Source organism: Pseudomonas sp. CGJS7, from assembly GCF_036961695.1.
In genome coordinates this window covers 114,540-133,725 of the sequence record NZ_JBAMDI010000003.1, presented here as the reverse complement: position 1 = coordinate 133,725, position 19,186 = coordinate 114,540, and the positions used below count along the sequence as shown (strand labels likewise).

General features: G+C 62.6%; 20 protein-coding genes. 14 read left to right on the top strand and 6 right to left on the bottom strand.

The window, feature by feature from the left end; all coding sequences use genetic code 11:
• Nucleotides 1-11: 11 nt before the first annotated feature.
• Both V7787_RS03685 and V7787_RS03680 read left to right on the top strand, forming a co-directional pair.
• A complete protein-coding gene (locus V7787_RS03685) occupies nt 12-683 on the top strand; it encodes a response regulator (RefSeq protein WP_010952527.1) in 672 nt (223 codons plus the stop codon).
• Nucleotides 676-2,055: a sensor histidine kinase gene (locus V7787_RS03680; protein WP_336085789.1), complete on the top strand. Its 1,380-nt coding sequence runs from the start codon at nt 676-678 to the stop codon at nt 2,053-2,055. Before V7787_RS03685 ends, V7787_RS03680 begins: the two co-directional genes overlap by 8 nt.
• Before the next feature lie 65 nt (nt 2,056-2,120).
• Here the strand turns inward: V7787_RS03680 and V7787_RS03675 are convergent, their stop codons facing one another.
• Together V7787_RS03675 and ygfZ are read right to left on the bottom strand one after the other, a co-directional pair.
• Nucleotides 2,121-2,927: an HDOD domain-containing protein gene (locus V7787_RS03675; RefSeq protein ID WP_028698136.1), complete on the bottom strand. Its 807-nt coding sequence runs from the start codon at nt 2,925-2,927 to the stop codon at nt 2,121-2,123.
• A gap of 55 nt (nt 2,928-2,982) precedes the next feature.
• A complete protein-coding gene (gene ygfZ / locus V7787_RS03670) occupies nt 2,983-3,924 on the bottom strand; it encodes a CAF17-like 4Fe-4S cluster assembly/insertion protein YgfZ (protein WP_064491111.1) in 942 nt (313 codons plus the stop codon).
• Between the two features lie 133 nt (nt 3,925-4,057).
• On the opposite strand from ygfZ, the gene V7787_RS03665 reads away from it, so the two are divergent.
• Nucleotides 4,058-4,312 (top strand): FAD assembly factor SdhE, encoded by a 255-nt coding sequence (locus V7787_RS03665; protein ID WP_003252043.1) that lies wholly within the window; start codon nt 4,058-4,060, stop codon nt 4,310-4,312.
• Complete coding sequence (locus V7787_RS03660) at nt 4,296-4,754, top strand: protein YgfX (RefSeq protein WP_064491112.1); 459 nt, start codon at nt 4,296-4,298, stop codon at nt 4,752-4,754. The genes V7787_RS03665 and V7787_RS03660 overlap by 17 nt, the downstream gene beginning before the upstream one ends.
• Before the next feature lie 121 nt (nt 4,755-4,875).
• Here the strand turns inward: V7787_RS03660 and nadB are convergent, their stop codons facing one another.
• Nucleotides 4,876-6,480: an L-aspartate oxidase gene (gene nadB, locus V7787_RS03655; RefSeq protein ID WP_064491113.1), complete on the bottom strand. Its 1,605-nt coding sequence runs from the start codon at nt 6,478-6,480 to the stop codon at nt 4,876-4,878.
• Nucleotides 6,481-6,914: 434 nt separating this feature from the next.
• On the opposite strand from nadB, the gene rpoE reads away from it, so the two are divergent.
• From rpoE to pdxJ, 10 genes are all read left to right on the top strand, one after another.
• Nucleotides 6,915-7,496: an RNA polymerase sigma factor RpoE gene (gene rpoE / locus V7787_RS03650; protein ID WP_003252049.1), complete on the top strand. Its 582-nt coding sequence runs from the start codon at nt 6,915-6,917 to the stop codon at nt 7,494-7,496.
• A gap of 33 nt (nt 7,497-7,529) precedes the next feature.
• A complete protein-coding gene (locus V7787_RS03645) occupies nt 7,530-8,120 on the top strand; it encodes a sigma-E factor negative regulatory protein (RefSeq protein WP_003252050.1) in 591 nt (196 codons plus the stop codon).
• Nucleotides 8,121-8,132: 12 nt separating this feature from the next.
• The gene (locus tag V7787_RS03640) at nt 8,133-9,098 is read left to right on the top strand and encodes a MucB/RseB C-terminal domain-containing protein (RefSeq protein WP_064491114.1); all 966 of its coding nucleotides are present in this window, start codon (nt 8,133-8,135) and stop codon (nt 9,096-9,098) included.
• Nucleotides 9,099-9,304: 206 nt separating this feature from the next.
• The gene (locus tag V7787_RS03635; protein WP_371920367.1) at nt 9,305-10,708 is read left to right on the top strand and encodes a DegQ family serine endoprotease; all 1,404 of its coding nucleotides are present in this window, start codon (nt 9,305-9,307) and stop codon (nt 10,706-10,708) included.
• A gap of 180 nt (nt 10,709-10,888) precedes the next feature.
• Nucleotides 10,889-12,688 (top strand): translation elongation factor 4, encoded by a 1,800-nt coding sequence (gene lepA / locus V7787_RS03630; protein ID WP_010952535.1) that lies wholly within the window; start codon nt 10,889-10,891, stop codon nt 12,686-12,688.
• Between the two features lie 5 nt (nt 12,689-12,693).
• On the top strand, nt 12,694-13,548 hold the full coding sequence (gene lepB, locus V7787_RS03625; protein WP_003252057.1) for a signal peptidase I: 855 nt from the start codon (nt 12,694-12,696) through the stop codon (nt 13,546-13,548).
• 163 nt (nt 13,549-13,711) lie between these two features.
• Nucleotides 13,712-14,401 (top strand): ribonuclease III, encoded by a 690-nt coding sequence (gene rnc, locus V7787_RS03620; protein WP_003252059.1) that lies wholly within the window; start codon nt 13,712-13,714, stop codon nt 14,399-14,401.
• Nucleotides 14,394-15,296: a GTPase Era gene (era, locus tag V7787_RS03615; RefSeq protein WP_003252061.1), complete on the top strand. Its 903-nt coding sequence runs from the start codon at nt 14,394-14,396 to the stop codon at nt 15,294-15,296. Before rnc ends, era begins: the two co-directional genes overlap by 8 nt.
• Nucleotides 15,297-15,417: 121 nt before the next feature.
• The gene (gene recO, locus V7787_RS03610) at nt 15,418-16,101 is read left to right on the top strand and encodes a DNA repair protein RecO (RefSeq protein WP_198747626.1); all 684 of its coding nucleotides are present in this window, start codon (nt 15,418-15,420) and stop codon (nt 16,099-16,101) included.
• 61 nt (nt 16,102-16,162) lie between these two features.
• A complete protein-coding gene (gene pdxJ, locus V7787_RS03605) occupies nt 16,163-16,885 on the top strand; it encodes a pyridoxine 5'-phosphate synthase (protein WP_232968682.1) in 723 nt (240 codons plus the stop codon).
• A gap of 52 nt (nt 16,886-16,937) precedes the next feature.
• Here the strand turns inward: pdxJ and cmoB are convergent, their stop codons facing one another.
• The 3 genes from cmoB to V7787_RS03590 form a co-directional block, all read right to left on the bottom strand.
• Nucleotides 16,938-17,894 carry a tRNA 5-methoxyuridine(34)/uridine 5-oxyacetic acid(34) synthase CmoB gene (gene cmoB, locus V7787_RS03600; RefSeq protein ID WP_064491118.1) on the bottom strand — a complete coding sequence of 319 codons (957 nt, stop codon included), beginning with the start codon at nt 17,892-17,894 and terminating at the stop codon, nt 16,938-16,940.
• The gene (cmoA, locus tag V7787_RS03595; RefSeq protein ID WP_010952541.1) at nt 17,891-18,634 is read right to left on the bottom strand and encodes a carboxy-S-adenosyl-L-methionine synthase CmoA; all 744 of its coding nucleotides are present in this window, start codon (nt 18,632-18,634) and stop codon (nt 17,891-17,893) included. The genes cmoB and cmoA overlap by 4 nt, the downstream gene beginning before the upstream one ends.
• Before the next feature lie 89 nt (nt 18,635-18,723).
• On the bottom strand, nt 18,724-19,116 hold the full coding sequence (locus tag V7787_RS03590) for a protease inhibitor I42 family protein (protein ID WP_049587373.1): 393 nt from the start codon (nt 19,114-19,116) through the stop codon (nt 18,724-18,726).
• Between the last annotated feature and the right edge of the window lie 70 nt (nt 19,117-19,186).

The window sequence follows — 19,186 nt, the reverse complement described above, 5'->3', positions numbered from 1 at the left end:
GGGAGAATCCGATGCGTGTGCTACTGGTCGAAGACCACCTGCAACTGGCCGAAAGCGTGGCCCTGGCCTTGAAAAGCCATGGCCTGACCGTGGATGTGCTGCATGACGGCGTGGCTGCCGACCTGGCGCTGGCCAGTGAGGAATACGCCGTGGCCGTGCTGGATGTCGGCCTGCCGCGCATGGACGGCTTTGAGGTACTGGCGCGCTTGCGAGGTCGTGGCAAGACCTTGCCGGTGCTGATGCTGACTGCGCGCAGTGACGTCAAGGACCGGGTCCATGGCCTGAACCTGGGCGCCGACGATTATCTGGCCAAGCCGTTTGAGCTGACCGAGCTGGAGGCGCGGGTCAAGGCCTTGCTGCGCCGCAGTGTGCTCGGTGGCGAGCGCCAGCAACGCTGTGGGCCGCTGGTGTATGACCTGGACACCCGGCGCTTCACCCTCGGTGACGACAACCTGACGCTGACCTCGCGCGAGCAGAGCGTGCTGGAAGCGCTGATCGCTCGCCCGGGCCGGGTGATGAGCAAGGAACAGCTGGCTGCCCAGGTGTTTGGCCTGGACGAAGAGGCCAGCCCTGACGCCATCGAAATCTACATTCACCGGCTGCGCAAGAAGCTCGACGGGCACCCTGTGGCCATCGTCACTTTCCGCGGTCTGGGCTATTTGCTTGAGCACCGCGATGCGTGACAACGGCAGCCTGCGCGGGCGCTTGCTGGGTAATTTGGCGCTGTTGCTGGTGGTGCTGATGCTGGCCAGCGGCCTTAGTGCCTACTGGAATGGCCGCGAGGCCGCCGACACCGCCTACGACCGCACCCTGCTGGCTTCGGCGAGAACCATCGCCGCGGGCCTGTCGCAGCGCGATGGTTCGTTGAGCGCGGATGTGCCTTACGTGGCGCTGGACACGTTCGCCTATGACAGTGCGGGGCGCATTTACTATCAGGTGCTGGATATCCAGCAAAGGCTGATTTCTGGCTACGAGAACCTGCCGCCACCGCCGCCTGGCACGCCGCGCACCGATGACTATCCGGCATTGGCACGGTTCTACAACGCCACTTACCTGGGCCAGGACGTTCGTGTGGTCAGCCTGCTGAAGCCGGTCAGCGAGCCGAACATGAACGGCATGGCAGAGATTCGCGTAGCCGAAACCGAAGAAGCGCGGGTGCGCATGGCCCGAGGGTTGATGGCCGATACCCTGCTGCGCCTGGGCATGCTGGCACTGGGGGCGTTGGTGATGGTGTGGTTTGCCGTGAGTGCCGCGTTGCGGCCGTTGGAGCGCCTGCGCACAGCGGTGGAAGAACGCCAGCCGGACGACTTGCGAGCGTTGCCGGTGGTGCAGGTACAGCGCGAGCTGGGCCCGCTGGTGCGCGCCTTGAACCACTTTACCGAGCGCTTGCGCGGCCAGTTCGAGCGCCAGGCGCAGTTCATTGCCGACGCGGCCCACGAACTGCGAACGCCGCTGGCGGCGTTGAAGGCACGGGTCGAGCTGGGCTTGCGCTCGGCCGAGCCGCAGGAGTGGCGGCAGACCTTGGAGTCGGCAGCCCAGGGCACCGACAGGCTGACCCACCTGGCCAACCAGCTGTTGTCCCTGGCGCGGGTCGAGAATGGCGCACGGGCGATTGCCGAAGGCGGTGCGCAGCGTCTGGACTTGAGTCAGTTGGCCCGCGAGCTGGGCATGGCCATGGCGCCTTTGGCGCACAAGCGCGGGGTGGCGCTGGCGCTGGAGGCCGAGGCGCCGGTGTGGCTGAAGGGGGAGCCGACGTTGCTCAACGAGTTGTTGAGCAACCTGGTGGACAATGCCTTGGCGCATACGCCAGCGGGTGGCAATGTGATTTTGCGGGTAATGGCGCCGGCAGTGCTGGAAGTGGAAGACGACGGGCCAGGTATTCCCGTGGCCGAGCGCGAACGGGTGTTCGAGCGGTTCTACCGGCGAAGTGCGCAGGGCAGTGGGTTAGGGCTGGCGATCGTTGGCGAGATCTGTCGGGCGCACCTGGCGCAAGTGACCCTGCATGATGGCGAGAAGGGCGGGTTGCGGGTGCGGGTGAGCTTTATCGCGGATTGATGGTTTGCCTGTGTCGCCCTTTCACGGGCTCACCCGCGAAAGGGGGCGACACAGGCTGCTACAGCTCAGCGCAACATGCTCCGCGCCTCCAGCAGTTCATCGACCTCCAGCTCGGTGCCAAACGGCAACCCCAGATGGCGGTACGCTGGCAGCGCAGCCAATGGCCGGTGACGCCCGCGCTGACTGATGCAGCGGGCGATCTGCACGATGTCGATGTAATCGATCTTGTCAGTCTGGCGGTCCAGGTCATGAACCTGGCTCGGCAGGTGGACCAACTGCTCCGGAAACTCCCAGGCCTTGAGGATCTTGTCCCCCAGCACCGGCTGGAGTTGCTCGATCACGTAATGCAGGCAAACCGGGTCGGACAACAGTTCGTTGTGCTCTTCGGCATAGATGAGTACCGGCAGCGCGCCAATCTGGTTGACCAGCCCACCCAAGGTGGCCTGGTCAGGCTTGAGAGGTGTGAAGCGGCGGCAGATTTCGTAGCTGATGCCCGCCACTTCCAGGCTACTGGCCCAGATATCGCGCAGTTTCTGCTCCACTGCCGGCGAGCGGGCATGGAAAATCTGCTCGATCACCAGGCCGATGGCCAGGTTGCAGCTGTAATTGATGCCTAGCCGCGTGATGGCGGTATGCAGGTCGGTCACCTCGACCGCAGCACGCAGCAATGGGCTGTTGACGACCTTGATCAGGCGCGCTGACAGGGCCGCGTCGCGGCCGATCACCTTGCTCAGGGCCGCTACGCTGATCTCGCTGTCTTCCGCTGCCTCGCGGATGCTCAAGGCAACCTCGGGCAGGGTTGGCAGGACCAGGTCATCCTTTTCGATGGCGTCGAGCAATTGTGCTTGAACCAACTCGGCCAGCTTGTTCATGGGCATGTCTACCGCAGTGGTGGTGCGGCCCCGCCACAGGGGTGGGGCAGGCTGGTCAGCGCTGGATTTCCCGGTCGCGGTCCAGTTCGTAAGGCAGGGTCAGCACCTGCAGGCGCGGGCCTTCGAGGCTGCCCAAGTGCAGGTTGCCGTCTTCCACCGCCTCGGCGCTGAGCACCGCGAGCAGTTCGCAGCCCGTGCCGTTGCCGGCAGCAATGACCACTTCGCCGACCGACGACCCATGGGTGGGCGAGAAAATCTCGGCGCCAGGGGCCGGAATGGCCTGCTGGTCCAGGGCCAGGCGGTACTGGCGGCGCTTGAGTTTGCCCAGGTACTGCATGCGGGCGACGATTTCCTGGCCGGTGTAGCAGCCTTTCTTGAAGCTGACGCCGTCGACGGCCTGCAGGTTGATCATCTGCGGGATGAACAGCTCACGGGTTGGGCCCATGACCTGGCCGATACCAGCGCGAATCTGCCCCAGCAGCCAATCGTTGACACTGCCTTCGGGCAGCGCTGCGGCAAGGGCCTGGCGCACAGGCTCGGCGTCAGCCGCCGGCACCCACAACTCGACCCGGCCGGCGGACACGGCGATCGCGATCAGCCCGTCATGGCGCACGGTGCTACCGGCGGCGGCGGGCACGACAAGCCCCAGCGCCTGCAGTGCAGCGTCGCCACCTTGCAGGCCGAAGCGTGCCCATGCGCTGCTTTCGTCGGTCAGCGTGGCCTTGGAGAACACGGCGTACTTTTTCAGGTCGGCCAGTTGCGCGTCGAGCAGTTCACTGGCCATGGCCAGCAAGTAGCCGTTGCCTTCGGGCACTATGCGGAAGCTCGACTGCATGCGTCCCTTGACCATGCAGCGGGCGCCGAGGCTTGCGTATTCCTGGCTGAGGTAGTTGATGTTGCAGGTCAGCTGGCCTTGCAGGAACTTGCCTGCATCGGAGCCGCGGACGGCGAGGATGCCCTCGTGGGACAGGGGGCAGAAGAAAGCGGAATCGGCCATGGGTCATCGCGGTGGCTAAAGACTGGCGGCCATCATAGAACGCCGGTAACAAAATAGGTAGGTGACTAGACCAACGCCCGGTGTCGCTTCGCGCGCCTGGCTGTATACTGGCGGCCCATTCGAGGAGGGCCCCATGGTCGAACAAACTGAACTCAACCGGCTTTTCTGGCACAGCCGCCGCGGCATGCTGGAACTGGACGTACTGCTGGTGCCTTTCACCCAGGAAGTCTACCCCACCCTCAATGAGACCGACCGTGAACTGTACGTGCGTCTCTTGAGCTGCGAGGATCAGGACATGTTCGGCTGGTTCATGGAGCGCACCGAGTCCGAAGACCCGGAACTGCAGCGCATGGTCCGCATCATTCTGGACCGTGTCCAGCCCAAGTGAGTGCTTCGAGTGCCGTTGGCAAGGCTCGCGCCTGCTGCTGACGGCCTACCTCGCTTGTCAGGTACTGGCGTGGCTTGCCGTGTGGGCGAGCCCGCTGCCCGGGTGGATGGCCTTTTTTGTTGTCGCCGCCTGTACGGCCCACGCTGGCTGGGCCATTCCCCGACGTATCCTGTTGACCCATGAGCATGCTGTTGTCGGCCTGCGCCGTGATGTGCGGGGCTGGCAGGTGTTCAGCCGTGCCTGTGGGTGGCAGTCAGTGCGCTTGTGCCGGGACAGCGTGGCGTTGCCACGGCTGGTGGTTTTGCGCTTTGAGCGGGTGGGGCGTTGGCTGGGGGAAAGCCAGTGTATACCTCAGGATGCGCTAGGGGCTGACGAGCATCGGCGCTTGCGGGTGCGGTTGAAGTTCAGCCGGCGGCGCTGGGCTGCGGTGAGCCGGGCATAGATCGAGACCGGGTTAGCTTTTTCGCGGGCTCGCCCGCTCCCACAGGTCCAACTGCGCAATGCTGCAAGGCAGTCAAATTCCTGTGGGAGGGGGCGAGCCCGCGAAGGCCGCGACGCCGTTTTCAGAGCGGGCTGAGGATAGTGTCCTTGGCCTCGTCCAGCATCCCTGGATAGTCCAGTGTGTAATGCAACCCTCGGCTTTCCTTGCGCTGCATGGCGGACAGGATCATCAGCTCGGCCACTTGCGCCAGGTTGCGCAGCTCGATCAGGTCACGGCTGACCTTGTAGTTGCTGTAGAACTCGTCGATTTCATCCAGCAGCAGGCGAATGCGGTGCTGGGCTCGCTGCAGGCGCTTGCTGGTGCGCACGATGCCGACGTAGTCCCACATGAAGCGCCGCAGTTCGTCCCAGTTGTGCGCAATGATCACGTCCTCGTCCGAGTCGGTCACCTGGCTGGCGTCCCAGCCGGGCAAGGCCTTGGGCATGGCCACTTGCTCCAGGTGTGCCTGGATGTCGGCAGCGGCGGCGCGACCGTACACAAAACATTCCAGCAGCGAGTTGCTGGCCATGCGGTTGGCGCCGTGCAGGCCGGTGAAACTGGTTTCGCCGATGGCATACAGGCCAGGCACATCGGTGTGGCCGCAGTCGTCGACCATCACGCCGCCGCAGGTGTAATGCGCCGCCGGCACCACCGGGATCGGCTGGCGGGTGATATCGATGCCAAAGGCCAGGCAGCGCTCGTACACGGTGGGGAAGTGGCTCTTGATGAAATCTGCAGGCTTGTGAGTGATGTCCAGGTATACGCAGTCCACGCCCAGGCGCTTCATCTCGTGGTCGATGGCGCGGGCCACGATGTCCCTTGGGGCCAGCTCTTCGCGTGGGTCGAAGCGTGGCATGAAGCGTTCGCCGTTGGGCAGGCGCAGCAGGGCGCCCTCGCCGCGCAGGGCTTCGGTGATCAGGAAACTCTTGGCCTGCGGGTGATACAGGCAGGTCGGGTGGAACTGGTTGAACTCCAGGTTCGCCACCCGGCAGCCGGCCCGCCAGGCCATGGCGATACCGTCGCCGCAGGCACCATCGGGGTTGCTGGTGTAGAGATAGACCTTGGCCGCACCGCCAGTGGCCAGCACGGTGAAGCGCGCGCCGAAGGTGTCTACCTCGCCGGTGTTGCGGTCGAGCACGTAGGCGCCCAGGCAGCGTTCGCCGGGCAGGCCCAGGCGGCGTTCAGTGATCAGGTCGACCGCCACCCGCTGCTCCAGCAGCTGGATGTTCGGGCGCTGGCGAGCCTGTTCCAGCAGCGTGGTGAAGATTGCCGCGCCGGTAGCGTCGGCGGCGTGGATGATGCGCCGGTGGCTATGGCCCCCTTCACGGGTGAGGTGGAACTCGAAGCCGCCATCGTCGACGCTGTAGTGCTCATCGCGGGTGAAGGGCACGCCTTGTTCGATCAGCCACTGGATCGCTTCGCGGCTGTGCTCGACGGTAAAGCGCACTGCGTCTTCATGGCACAGCCCGCCGCCGGCATTGAGGGTGTCCTCGACATGCGACTGCACAGTATCGGTGTTGTCCAGCACTGCAGCGACGCCGCCCTGGGCCCAGAAGGTCGAGCCGTTGGCCAGGTCGCCCTTGCTCAACACGGCAACGCGAAGGTGGCTGGGGAGGTTAAGTGCCAGGCTGAGACCGGCGGCACCGCTGCCGATCACCAGGACATCATGTTGGAATTGTTGGCTCATGTCGGGACACTAGTAATCTTTGGGAGGGGCACGGCACAATGGTCACGCGCGGATGGCATTGTGAAACTATCGTTAAACGTGTCGGGATGCCTTTATAGCAGCCCCGGGTGGCCAATTTCCATGCTACCTGCCAGGTTGCGACAGCCTTTGTGGGAACTTTCCGACATGGCCGGAAATCCTATGAAGGCTGCCCGTACGCCACAATTTGCCGCGGCGACGCAGGGCGGCAGGCCTTTCCAGGCTTACCCCTGTGTATTTGAAACCTGATTATCGACGTAGCCGGCCGTGACCGCGCCGCGTCTTCCGTGCAAGCCGACCAAGGGCTGCAGGAAACTTGCTTGGAGGGGAGAACTTTTGCGCAAAGCCCGAGTCTATGGTTGCAAGCCTGAACGATGGCTGATGCAACGCTCCTTCGAGTTCACTGAGGAGTGTTCATGCTAACCCAGGAAGAGGATCAGCAGCTTGTCGAGCGCGTTCAGCGCGGCGACAGGCGAGCTTTCGATCTGTTGGTGCTGAAGTATCAGCACAAGATTCTCGGGTTGATCGTGCGGTTTGTCCACGATACCCACGAGGCCCAGGATGTAGCACAGGAAGCCTTCATCAAGGCCTACCGTGCGCTTGGCAACTTCCGCGGCGACAGTGCGTTCTATACGTGGCTGTACCGCATCGCCATCAACACGGCGAAGAACTACCTGGTGTCCCGTGGAAGACGGCCGCCAGACAGTGATGTGAGCTCCGAGGATGCGGAGTTTTACGACGGCGATCATGGTCTCAAGGATCTCGAGTCCCCAGAGCGCTCGTTGTTGCGGGATGAAATCGAAGGCACTGTCCATCGCACCATCCAGCAACTGCCCGAAGACCTGCGTACGGCATTGACGCTACGCGAGTTCGACGGGCTGAGTTACGAAGACATTGCCAGTGTCATGCAATGTCCGGTGGGTACCGTGCGCTCTCGAATCTTCCGCGCTCGGGAGGCCATAGATAAAGCCCTGCAGCCGTTGTTGCAGGAAACCTGAGACAGCGGCGACAGCGCCAAGAGAGGAACCGCCATGAGTCGTGAAGCTTTGCAGGAATCGCTGTCCGCGGTGATGGATAACGAAGCGGATGAACTGGAACTGCGTCGGGTGTTGAACGCCGTCGACGACGCCGAAACCCGTGCCACCTGGTCGCGTTACCAGGTTGCCCGTGCAGCCATGCACAAGGAGCTGCTGCTGCCTAACCTGGATATCGCCTCTGCGGTGTCCGCGGCGCTGGCTGACGAAGCCGTGCCAGCCAAGGTCAAGAAAGGCCCTTGGCGCAGCATTGGCCGTCTGGCGGTAGCCGCCTCGGTTACTGTCGCGGTACTGGCCGGTGTGCGTATGTACAACCAGGACGAGATCACGGGTGCAGAGCTTGCTGCCCAGCAGCCTGTCCAGCAGGGCCTGAGTGTGCCACAAGCGCAAGGCCCGGCCGTTTTGGCAGGCTATAGTGAGAGCAGTGAGCAACCGACCGGGCCAATGGCCAATGGCGTGCTGCAGAACCAGGCCGGCTGGGATCAGCGTCTGCCAGGCTACCTGCGCCAGCATGCCCAGGAATCTGCGCTCAAGGGCACTGAAACCGCATTGCCGTATGCCCGCGCCGCCAGCCTGGAAAACCGTTAAGTAAGGAGGATCATGCGCGCGCTACCTCTCTTGTCGCTGCTGATTGGCAGCTGCATGACGGTGCCAGCATTGGCGGCCAATTCTTCGCCTGAGGCGAGTGAGTGGCTGAACAAGCTGGCACAGGCCGAGCAAAAACAGAGCTATCAAGGGTCGTTCGTCTACGAACGCAACGGCAGTTTCTCCTCCCACGACATCTGGCACAGGGTCGACGGCGGTAAAGTCAGCGAGCGGCTGTTGCAGCTTGATGGCGCCGCCCAGGAAATCGTGCGCGTGGATGGCAAGGTGGAGTGTGTCAGCGGGGCCTTGGCCAGCGGTGTCACGGCGCCGCCGGATACCGCACCGCGTGTGCTTGATCCGCTGAAACTGATGGGTTGGTACGATTTGAGTGTGGCAGGCAAGTCACGGGTCGCCGGGCGCGATGCCGTGATCATTACGCTTACGCCACGCGACCAGCATCGCTATGCGTTCGAATTGCACCTGGACCGTCACTCGGGTTTGCCGCTGCGTTCGTTGATGCTCAACGACAAGGGGCAGTTGCTGGAACGCTTCCAGATGACCCGTCTCGATACCGATGAAATACCCAGCGACGCAGACTTGCGCCCAGGTGCTGCCTGCAAGCCAGTGCAGCATGTGGCAGCCGGCAGCAATGATACCGTCGCGGGTTGGCGTTCGGACTGGCTGCCACCCGGTTTCGAGCTGGTCAACAGCTCGGTACGCCGTGATCCCAAGCACAACAGTTCGGTCAGCAGCCTGATGTATGACGACGGCCTGGCGCGTTTTTCGGTGTTCATCGAGCAAGTGAGCGATGATGGCGGCACCGACATGCGCACCCAGCTAGGCCCGACCTCGGCAGTCTCGCGTCGCCTGAATACACCCAAGGGCAAAGTGATGGTGACCGTGGTTGGCGAAATTCCGCTGGGTACGGCAGAACGCGTCGCCCTGTCGATGCGCCCCCAGGATGCCCAGGCGCGCCAGTAATGGCGCGCTTTTGCGTGCCGAGTCAAGGCAGGTGGGCATACGCCTGAAATGAAATTAAAGCATTGTCATTTGCAATCCATCGGCAAATTTTCTATAGGTCAGGCTTTGAAGAGCCTGGCCTTTTCTGCGTTGAGCAGGGGTCTTTCCAAACTACCGCTCGTTGTGACGGGAGTCGTATGTCAATACCACGCTTGAAATCCTACCTAATGATGTTCGCTGCTGTGCTGATGCTCGGCCAAGTAGTCGCCGCCCAGGCCGAGGAAGCCCTGCCGGACTTCACCACCCTGGTGGAGCAGGCTTCGCCGGCAGTGGTCAACATCAGTACCAAGCAGAAACTGCCTGACCGCCGGATCGCCGCAGGCCAGATGCCGGATCTGGAAGGCCTGCCGCCGATGTTCCGCGAGTTCTTCGAGCGCAACATGCCCCAGCAGCCGCGTTCGCCGCGCGGCGACCGCCAGCGCGAGGCGCAGTCGCTGGGCTCGGGTTTCATTATCTCCAGTGATGGCTACGTGCTCACCAATAACCATGTGGTGGCCGATGCCGACGAGATCATCGTTCGCCTGTCGGACCGTAGCGAGCTCCAGGCCAAGCTGGTCGGCACCGACCCGCGCACTGACGTGGCGCTGCTGAAGGTCGATGGCAAGAATTTGCCAACGGTGAAGCTGGGTGACTCCGAGAAGCTCAAGGTGGGCGAGTGGGTACTGGCCATCGGTTCGCCGTTCGGCTTCGACCATTCGGTGACCAAAGGTATCGTCAGCGCCAAGGGCCGGACCCTGCCCAATGACACCTACGTACCGTTCATCCAGACCGACGTGGCCATCAACCCGGGTAACTCCGGCGGCCCGCTGTTCAACATGAAAGGCGAAGTGGTGGGGATCAACTCGCAGATCTTCACCCGTTCTGGCGGTTTCATGGGCCTGTCGTTCGCCATCCCGATCGATGTGGCGATCGATGTCTCCAACCAGCTGAAGAAAGACGGCAAGGTCAGCCGCGGCTGGCTGGGCGTGGTGATTCAGGAGGTCAACAAGGACCTGGCTGAATCGTTCGGCCTGGACAAGCCGGCGGGCGCCCTGGTGGCCCAGGTGCTGGAAAACGGCCCGGCAGCCAAAGGCGGCCTGCAGGTGGGCGACGTGATCCTCAGCATGAACGGCCAGCCAATCGTCATGTCGGCCGATCTGCCGCACCTGGTAGGCGGCCTCAAGGATGGCGAGAAGGCCAAGCTGGAAATCATCCGCAATGGCAAGCGCCAGAACCTGGACATCAGCGTCGGCGCGCTGCCGGATGACGACGTTGACATTGGCGCTGGCACCGAAGGCAGCGCCGAGCGCAGCAGCAACCGCCTGGGTGTATCGGTCGCCGACCTGACCGCCGAGCAGAAAAAATCCCTGGAGCTCAAAGGTGGCGTGGTCATCAAGGAAGTGCAGGATGGCCCGGCAGCCATGATCGGCTTGCGCCCGGGTGATGTCATCAGCCATCTGAACAACCAGGCCATCGGTTCTGCCAAGGAATTCACCGAAATCGCCAAGGAACTGCCGAAGAACCGTTCCGTGTCGATGCGCGTGCTGCGTCAGGGCCGTGCCAGCTTCATCACCTTCAAGCTTGCTGAATAAGCGGTTTCGCAAGGCGAAAGGGCAGCTTCGGCTGCCCTTTTTCATGAATATTCACAATTGCCGGAATGATTGCTGTGTACAGTCGGACAGAGGAATCTCCCATAACCCAGCAGCTTAAGGTACAATTCCCGGCTATTTTTCGGCGGGCGTCCGGCTCGCAGCCTTTTCGAGTGTTGACCCGTGAGTGATTTGAGTCATATCCGCAATTTCTCCATCATCGCCCACATCGACCATGGCAAGTCGACGCTGGCTGACCGTTTCATCCAGATGTGCGGTGGCCTGTCGGCGCGCGAGATGGAAGCCCAGGTGCTCGATTCCATGGACCTGGAGCGTGAGCGCGGTATCACCATCAAGGCCCACAGCGTCACGCTTCACTACAAGGCGCAGGACGGCAAGACCTACCAGCTGAACTTCATCGATACCCCCGGCCACGTCGACTTCACCTACGAAGTCTCGCGCTCGCTGGCGGCCTGTGAGGGGGCACTGCTGGTGGTCGACGCCGGCCAGGGCGTGGAGGCCCAGTCCGTAGCCAACTGCTACACCGCCATCGAGCAGGGCCTGGAGGTCATGCCGGTCCTGAACAAGATGGACCTGCCCCAGGCCGATCCGGACCGCGTCAAGGACGAAATCGAGAAGATCATCGGTATCGACGCCACCGACGCCGTCGCCTGCAGCGCCAAGAGCGGCATGGGCGTTGACGAGGTGCTCGAGCGCCTGGTGCACACCATTCCCGCGCCGGAAGGTGAGATCGACGCACCGCTGCAAGCGCTGATCATCGACTCCTGGTTCGACAATTACCTGGGCGTGGTCTCGCTGGTGCGCGTGCGCCAGGGCCGCGTCAAGAAAGGCGACAAGATCCTGGTCAAGTCCACCGGCAAGGTGCACCTGGTCGACAGCGTCGGTGTCTTCACCCCGAAACACACCCAGACTGCCGATCTGAAAGCCGGCGAAGTAGGCTTCATCATCGCCAGCATCAAGGACATCCACGGTGCCCCGGTTGGTGACACCCTGACCCTGTCCTCGACCCCTGAGGTCGAGGTGTTGCCAGGCTTCAAGAAGATTCAGCCGCAGGTCTATGCCGGCCTGTTCCCGGTCAGTTCCGACGACTTCGAGGATTTCCGCGACGCTCTGCAGAAGCTGACCCTGAACGACTCCTCGCTGCAGTACATGCCGGAAAGCTCCGACGCGCTGGGCTTTGGCTTCCGTTGCGGTTTCCTGGGCATGTTGCACATGGAGATCATCCAGGAGCGCCTGGAGCGCGAATACGACCTGGACCTGATCACCACCGCACCCAGCGTGATCTACGAGCTGGAGTTGAAAACCGGCGAAACCATCGTCGTCGACAACCCGTCCAAGCTGCCGGACGTCTCGGCTGTAGCCGACTTCCGCGAGCCGATCGTCACCGCGACCATCCTGGTTCCGCAGGAGCACCTGGGCAACGTCATCACCCTGTGCATCGAGAAGCGTGGCGTACAGCGCGACATGCAGTTCCTCGGCAGCCAGGTGCAGGTGCGTTACGACATGCCGATGAACGAAGTGGTGCTCGATTTCTTCGACCGCCTCAAATCCACCAGCCGCGGCTATGCTTCGCTGGATTATCATTTCGATCGCTACCAGTCGGCCAACCTGGTCAAGCTGGACGTGCTGATCAACGGCGACAAGGTCGATGCCCTGGCATTGATCGTGCACCGCGACAACGCGGCCTACAAAGGCCGTGCGTTGACCGAGAAGATGAAGGAACTGATCCCTCGGCAGATGTTCGACGTAGCGATCCAGGCAGCCATTGGCGGCCAGATCATTGCGCGGACAACCGTCAAGGCGCTCAGAAAGAACGTACTGGCCAAGTGCTACGGTGGTGACGTCAGCCGTAAGAAGAAGCTGCTGGAGAAGCAGAAGGCCGGTAAGAAACGCATGAAACAGGTGGGCAACGTGGAAATTCCACAAGAAGCCTTCCTCGCCGTGCTCAGGTTGGATAGCTAGGTCCTATGTCGCTAAATTTCCCGCTGTTGCTGGTCATCGCCGTCTTCATCTGCGGTCTGCTGGGCTTGATCGACCTGCTGTTCCTGGCCCCGCGCCGGCGTGCGGCAATCGCCAACTATCAGGGCAGCGTCAGCCAGCCTGAGATGGCGGTGGTCGAACGGCTGAACAAGGAGCCGTTGCTGGTCGAGTACGGCAAGTCGTTCTTTCCGGTGCTGTTCATCGTGCTGGTGCTGCGTTCGTTCCTGGTCGAGCCGTTCCAGATCCCTTCGGGATCGATGAAACCGACCCTGGAAGTGGGCGACTTCATCCTGGTGAACAAATTCTCGTACGGCATTCGCCTGCCGGTGATCGACAAGAAGGTCATCGAGGTCGGTGACCCGCAACGCGGGGATGTGATGGTGTTCCGCTACCCGAGCGACCCGAATGTCAACTACATCAAGCGTGTGGTTGGCCTGCCGGGCGACGTGGTCCGCTACACCAACGACAAGCGGCTGTTCGTCAACGGCCAGCCCGTTGCCGAACAACTGGTGGGCAGCGAGCCGGGTACCCTGGGCAGTGCTCAGCTGTACAAGGAAAAGCTCGGCGCGGCCGAACACCTGATCCGCAAGGAAATGAGCCGTTATCGCATGCCGCCGGACCAGCAGTGGACCGTACCTGCGGGCCATTACTTCATGATGGGCGACAACCGCGACAACTCCAACGATAGCCGTTTCTGGGATGACCCGAACATTCCCAAGGAACTGCACGGCATGGTTCCGGACCGGAACATTGTCGGCAAGGCCTTCGCGGTGTGGATGAGCTGGCCAGAGCCCAAACTCAGCCACTTGCCCAACCTGTCGCGGGTTGGCCTGATCCATTGATACCCATCGGCGCTGTCCAGCAGACAGCGCCGAATGCATTTCTGACATAGGCTGTGTTCTCAGGGATCGGGAGATTCGCCGCAAATCGATCGGCGGACCACAGCCAAACAGTCTTTCAGGATGTTGATTTGAACAACGCGTTGAACAACGATCGGGTGGCCGCATGAGTGCTTCCCTTGCCGGTCTGGAGCGAAAGCTCGGTTACACCTTCAAGAACCAGGACCAGATGCTCCTGGCACTGACCCATCGCAGTTACGCCGGGCGCAACAATGAGCGCCTGGAGTTCCTCGGTGACGCCATTCTCAACTTCGTTGCCGGCGAAGCGCTGTTCGAGCGTTTTCCGCAGGCCCGCGAAGGCCAGTTGTCGCGGCTGCGTGCGCGGTTGGTCAAGGGTGAGACCCTGGCCCGTCTGGCCCGTGGTTTTGACCTGGGCGATTACCTGCGCCTGGGTTCCGGAGAACTCAAGAGCGGCGGCTTTCGCCGCGAGTCGATCCTGGCCGACGCCCTGGAGGCACTGATTGGTGCCATCTATCTGGACGCCGACATGGACACCGCCCGGGAGCGCATCCTGGCCTGGCTGGCCGATGAGTTCGAAGGCCTGACACTGGTCGACACCAATAAAGATCCGAAAACCCGCCTGCAAGAGTTCCTGCAGTCGCGCAGCTGTGAGCTGCCGCGTTACGAAGTCGTGGATATCCAGGGTGAACCACACTGCCGGACCTTCTTCGTCGAATGCGAAGTGGTACTGCTGAACAACAAGAGCCGTGGTCAAGGCGTTAGCCGGCGTATTGCCGAGCAAGTCGCCGCCGCGTCTGCACTGATCGCCCTGGGCGTGGAGAATGGCAATGACTGATAGCAACCCGACCCGCTGCGGCTACGTAGCCATTGTCGGCCGTCCCAACGTCGGCAAGTCGACCCTGCTCAACCACATCCTGGGCCAGAAGCTGGCGATTACCTCGCGCAAGCCGCAGACCACCCGCCACAACATGCTCGGCATCAAGACCGAAGGTGATGTGCAGGCCATCTACGTCGATACCCCCGGTATGCACAAGGCCAACGACAAGGCCCTGAACCGTTACATGAACCGCAACGCCTCGGCGGCCCTCAAGGACGTCGACGTGGTTATCTTCGTGGTTGACCGTACCAAGTGGACCGACGAGGACCAACTGGTTCTGGAGCGCGTGCAGTATGTCACCGGCCCGCTGATCATCGCGGTCAACAAGACCGACCGCATGGAAGAGAAAGCCGAGCTGATCCCGCACCTGCAGTGGCTGCAAGAGCAACTGCCGAACGCCGAGGTGATGCCGATTTCCGCACAGCAGGGGCACAACCTTGAAGCGCTGGAAGCACAGATCGCCAAGCACCTGCCCGAGAACGATCATTTCTTCCCCGAAGACCAGATCACCGACCGTAGCAGCCGCTTCCTGGCCGCTGAACTGGTGCGCGAGAAGATCATGCGTCAGCTGGGTGCGGAGTTGCCGTACCAGATCACCGTGGAGATCGAGGAATTCAAGCAGCAGGGCCATGTGCTGCACATTCATGCGTTGATCCTGGTTGAACGCGATGGCCAGAAGAAAATCATCATTGGTGACAAGGGCGAGCGCATCAAGCGCATCGGTTCCGAGGCGCGCAAGGACATGGAAGTGCTGTTCGATTCCAAGGTCATGCTCAACCTGTGGGTCAAGGTAAAGGGCGGCTGGTCCGACGACGAGCGCGCCCTGCGTTCGCTGGGCTACGGCGACCTGTAATTACCTGACCGGTCGGTTATTCCTGTGGGAGCGGGCTTGCCCGCGAATGCGATAGTGGGTTCACTGACGCTTTCGCGGGCACGCCCGCTCCCACACGTACATCAGGCCCCAGAGATAGTGCATGGACCAACCCGCCCCCCAGCCAGCCTACGTGCTGCACAGCCGTGCCTACAAGGAAACCAGCGCGCTGGTGGACTTTTTCACCCCGCAGGGCCGCATGCGCGCCGTGTTGCGTCGCGCACGGGGTAAGGGCGGCAGCCTGGTGCGACCGTTCGTGTCGCTGGAGGTGGAACTGCGTGGGCGTGGCGAGCTGAAGAATGTCAGCCGCATGGACAGCACCGGCATCGCCGCCTGGCTTCACGGCGATGCGCTGTTCAGCGGGCTGTACCTCAATGAGCTGCTGATGCGCCTGTTGCCTGCCGAAGCGCCGTTCCCGGCCCTGTTCGAGCACTACACCTTGACCTTGCAGGCACTGAGCGCCGGTCGACCGCTGGAACCCCTGTTGCGCTCGTTCGAATGGCGGCTGCTGGACGAACTCGGTTATGCGTTTTCCTTGCACCATGACGTCAACGAGCAGCCCATTGCCGCCGATGGCCTGTACCGCTTGCGCGTTGACGCCGGTCTGGAGCGGGTTGAGCTGGCGCAGCCCGGCCTGTTCCGTGGCACCGAACTGCTGGCCCTGGCCCAAACCGACTGGGATGCCCCTGGCGCCTTGCTTGCCGCGAAGCGGCTGATGCGCCAGGCACTGGCAGTTCACCTGGGGGCAAAACCGCTGGTCAGCCGGGAACTGTTTCGCAAGCGCTGATCAGGACGTATGCTGTTGGGCTCAATCCTCAGGAGAGCCTTTCGTGACTCACAGCAACCGCATGCTTCTTGGCGTCAACATCGACCACGTGGCGACCCTGCGCCAAGCCCGTGGCACGCGCTACCCTGACCCGGTCAAGGCTGCCCTGGACGCCGAGGAAGCAGGCGCCGATGGCATCACCGTGCACCTGCGCGAAGACCGCCGGCACATCCAGGAGCGTGACGTCGTGCTGCTCAAGGATGTACTGCAGACCCGCATGAACTTCGAGATGGGCGTCACCGAAGAGATGATGGCCTTTGCCGAAAAGATTCGGCCGGCGCACATCTGCCTGGTACCCGAAACTCGTCAGGAGCTGACCACCGAAGGTGGCCTGGACGTGGCAGGGCAGGAAGCGCGGATCAAGGCTGCAGTGGAACGGCTGGCACGTACCGGTGCCGAGGTGTCGCTGTTCATCGACGCCGACGAACGGCAGATCGAGGCTTCGCGTCGGGTTGGCGCACCGGCCATCGAGCTGCACACCGGTCGTTATGCCGATGCCGAGACCCCCACCGATGTGGCTGAAGAGCTCAAGCGTATCGTCGAGGGTGTGGCGTTTGGCGTGGGGCAGGGGCTGATCGTCAATGCGGGTCACGGGCTGCACTACCACAACGTCGAGGCGGTGGCGGCGATCAAGGGTATCAATGAACTGAACATTGGCCATGCGCTGGTGGCCCATGCCCTGTTTGTCGGCTTCAAGGCTGCTGTGGCCGAGATGAAGGCGCTGATCGTGGCGGCTTCGCGCTGATTTGTCGGCTACTCGCCGCAAGTGTATTCAGGCGCCCCTGCGGGCGCCTTTTTTATTTGCGCGCCAGCAGGGTGGCGCGGCGCGGGGCAGGCAGGCCTTCGACGGTCTTGCTGTGGTCGTTCGGGTCGAGGAAGTCGCTCAGTGACTGGTAGCGCATCCAATCGGTGCTGCGCTGCTCCTCGACGCTGGTCACGCTCACGTCGACGCAGCGCACATCGCTGAAGCCGGCACGGCGCAACCAGCGGGCCAGCGCCGGTACCGACGGCAGGTACCAGACGTTGCGCATCTGTGCGTAGCGGTCTTCAGGCACCAGCACCTGGTTTTCGTCGCCCTCGATAACCAGCGTTTCCAGCACCAGCTCGCCACCCTTGACCAGGCAGTCCTTGAGCGCCAGCAGGTGCTCGATGGGCGAGCGGCGGTGATAGAACACGCCCATGGAAAACACGGTATCGAAACCTTCCAGGTTGGCGGGCAGGTCTTCCAGGGCGAACGGCAGGTGCCAGGCCGGCAACTCCGGCAGGTATTGCTGCACGGCCTGGAACTGGCAGAAGAACAACCAGTTGGGGTCGACCCCAATCACCATGTCTGCGCCGGCGCCGAGCATGCGCCACTGGTAGTAGCCATTGCCGCAGCCCACGTCGAGTACACGCTTGCCCTTGAGGTCCAGGTGCGGGCCGACCCGTGACCACTTCCAGTCCGAACGCCATTCGGTGTCAACGTGCACGCCAAACAGGTCGAACGGCCCTTTGCGCCAGGGCGACAGGCCCATCAGTGCCTGGCGCATCTGCGCGCGGGTGGCGTCGTCGCAGTCGCAATCCAGACGCAACCCGTTGACCAGGTCGATTTCACTGGGTTGCAGGGCGGGCAGGGCTTCCAGCGCCCCGCGCCAGCGGTCGAGGTCACCGTGACCCTTTTCCAGCTTGGCGTCCAGTTGTGCTTGCAGGCCTTGCGACCAGGAAGCCAGGGGCGTGCCCGCCAGGCGGCGGACGAGGGGAGACAGATCGATCATGGCAGGGCTATCAACGAGGCGAAGTTAAGGCATTGGAACCAAGGCACCACTTTCGAGAAGCCGGCTGCGCGCAGGCGTTCCTGGTGGGTTTCGAGTGTATCGGGCTTCATCACGTTTTCGATGGCGCTGCGCTTCTGGGCGATTTCCAGTTCGCTGTAGCCATTGGCCCGTTTGAAATCCAGGTGCAGTTCATTGAGCAGGTCCTGCTCTTGTTCATCGGCGAAGCGCAGCTTCTCCGACAGAATCAGCGCGCCGCCGGGCAGCAGCGCCTGGCGGATTCGCCCGAGCAGTTCAAGGCGCTGGTCAGGGGCGATGAACTGCAGGGTGAAGTTCATCGCCACTACCGAGGCGGGCTCGAAGGGCAGGGCAAGGATATCGGCTTCCAGTACTTGCACTGGCAGCAACTCCTGGAACATCGAATCCTGCGCAGTGAGGTACTGGCGGCAGCGCTCGACCATGGCGGCGGAGTTATCCACCGCGATTACCCTGCAGCCGTCGCTGCGCACATGGCGCCGCAGCGACTGGGTAACGGCACCCAGCGATGCGCCCAGATCGTACAGTGCGGTGCCTGGCTGGGCGAACCGAGCGGCCAGTACCCCGAGGTTCTCGACAATGGTTGGGTAACCGGGCACCGAGCGCTTGATCATGTCCGGGAACACACGCACGACGTCTTCGTTGAAGACGAAGTCGGGCACCTGCTCCAGGGGTTGGGAGAAAAGGCGGTCGGGTTGTTTGCTCACGGCGAATCCAGGCGGCTGGTGATAGGCAGGGGGCGCATTCTAGCCAAACCGCAGCCCGGATGCATGGTTGGCTGACCAGCGCTTTGCGCTCAATTGACCCGAATGGCGCAATCGAAGGTCTGTACCGGGCGCACTTCCGGGGCCCAGGGTTGCTGGTAGACCAACACCAGGTTCCCCTCGCCCGTAGCGCGGGCCTGGAAGCGCCAGGTCGATAGGCCCGAGCTGCCGACGATACCGGTGTCTTCAGGCGCGCTGTAAACCTCGGGGCCAAGGCTTTGCAATACGTTGGGCGCCGGGTTCTGTACCAGCCAGCGGTAGCCGGTGGTGGGGTTGCTGGGCAGGGTAAGCGTGAGGATCTGGCCGACCTGCAGGCGCTTGGGGCATTCGCTTTCGGCGTCCAGGTCAACGGGCTGCGAGGATTGTTGCGCGCAAGCAGAAAGCAGGGCGAAGCTCAGGGGAACGAGCAGACGAGGAGAGGTCATGGTGGCTCCGAAGGCTGGCGATGGCCTGAGGATACCCGATGATCGAGGAAATTTGTGCTGCCTGTGCCGG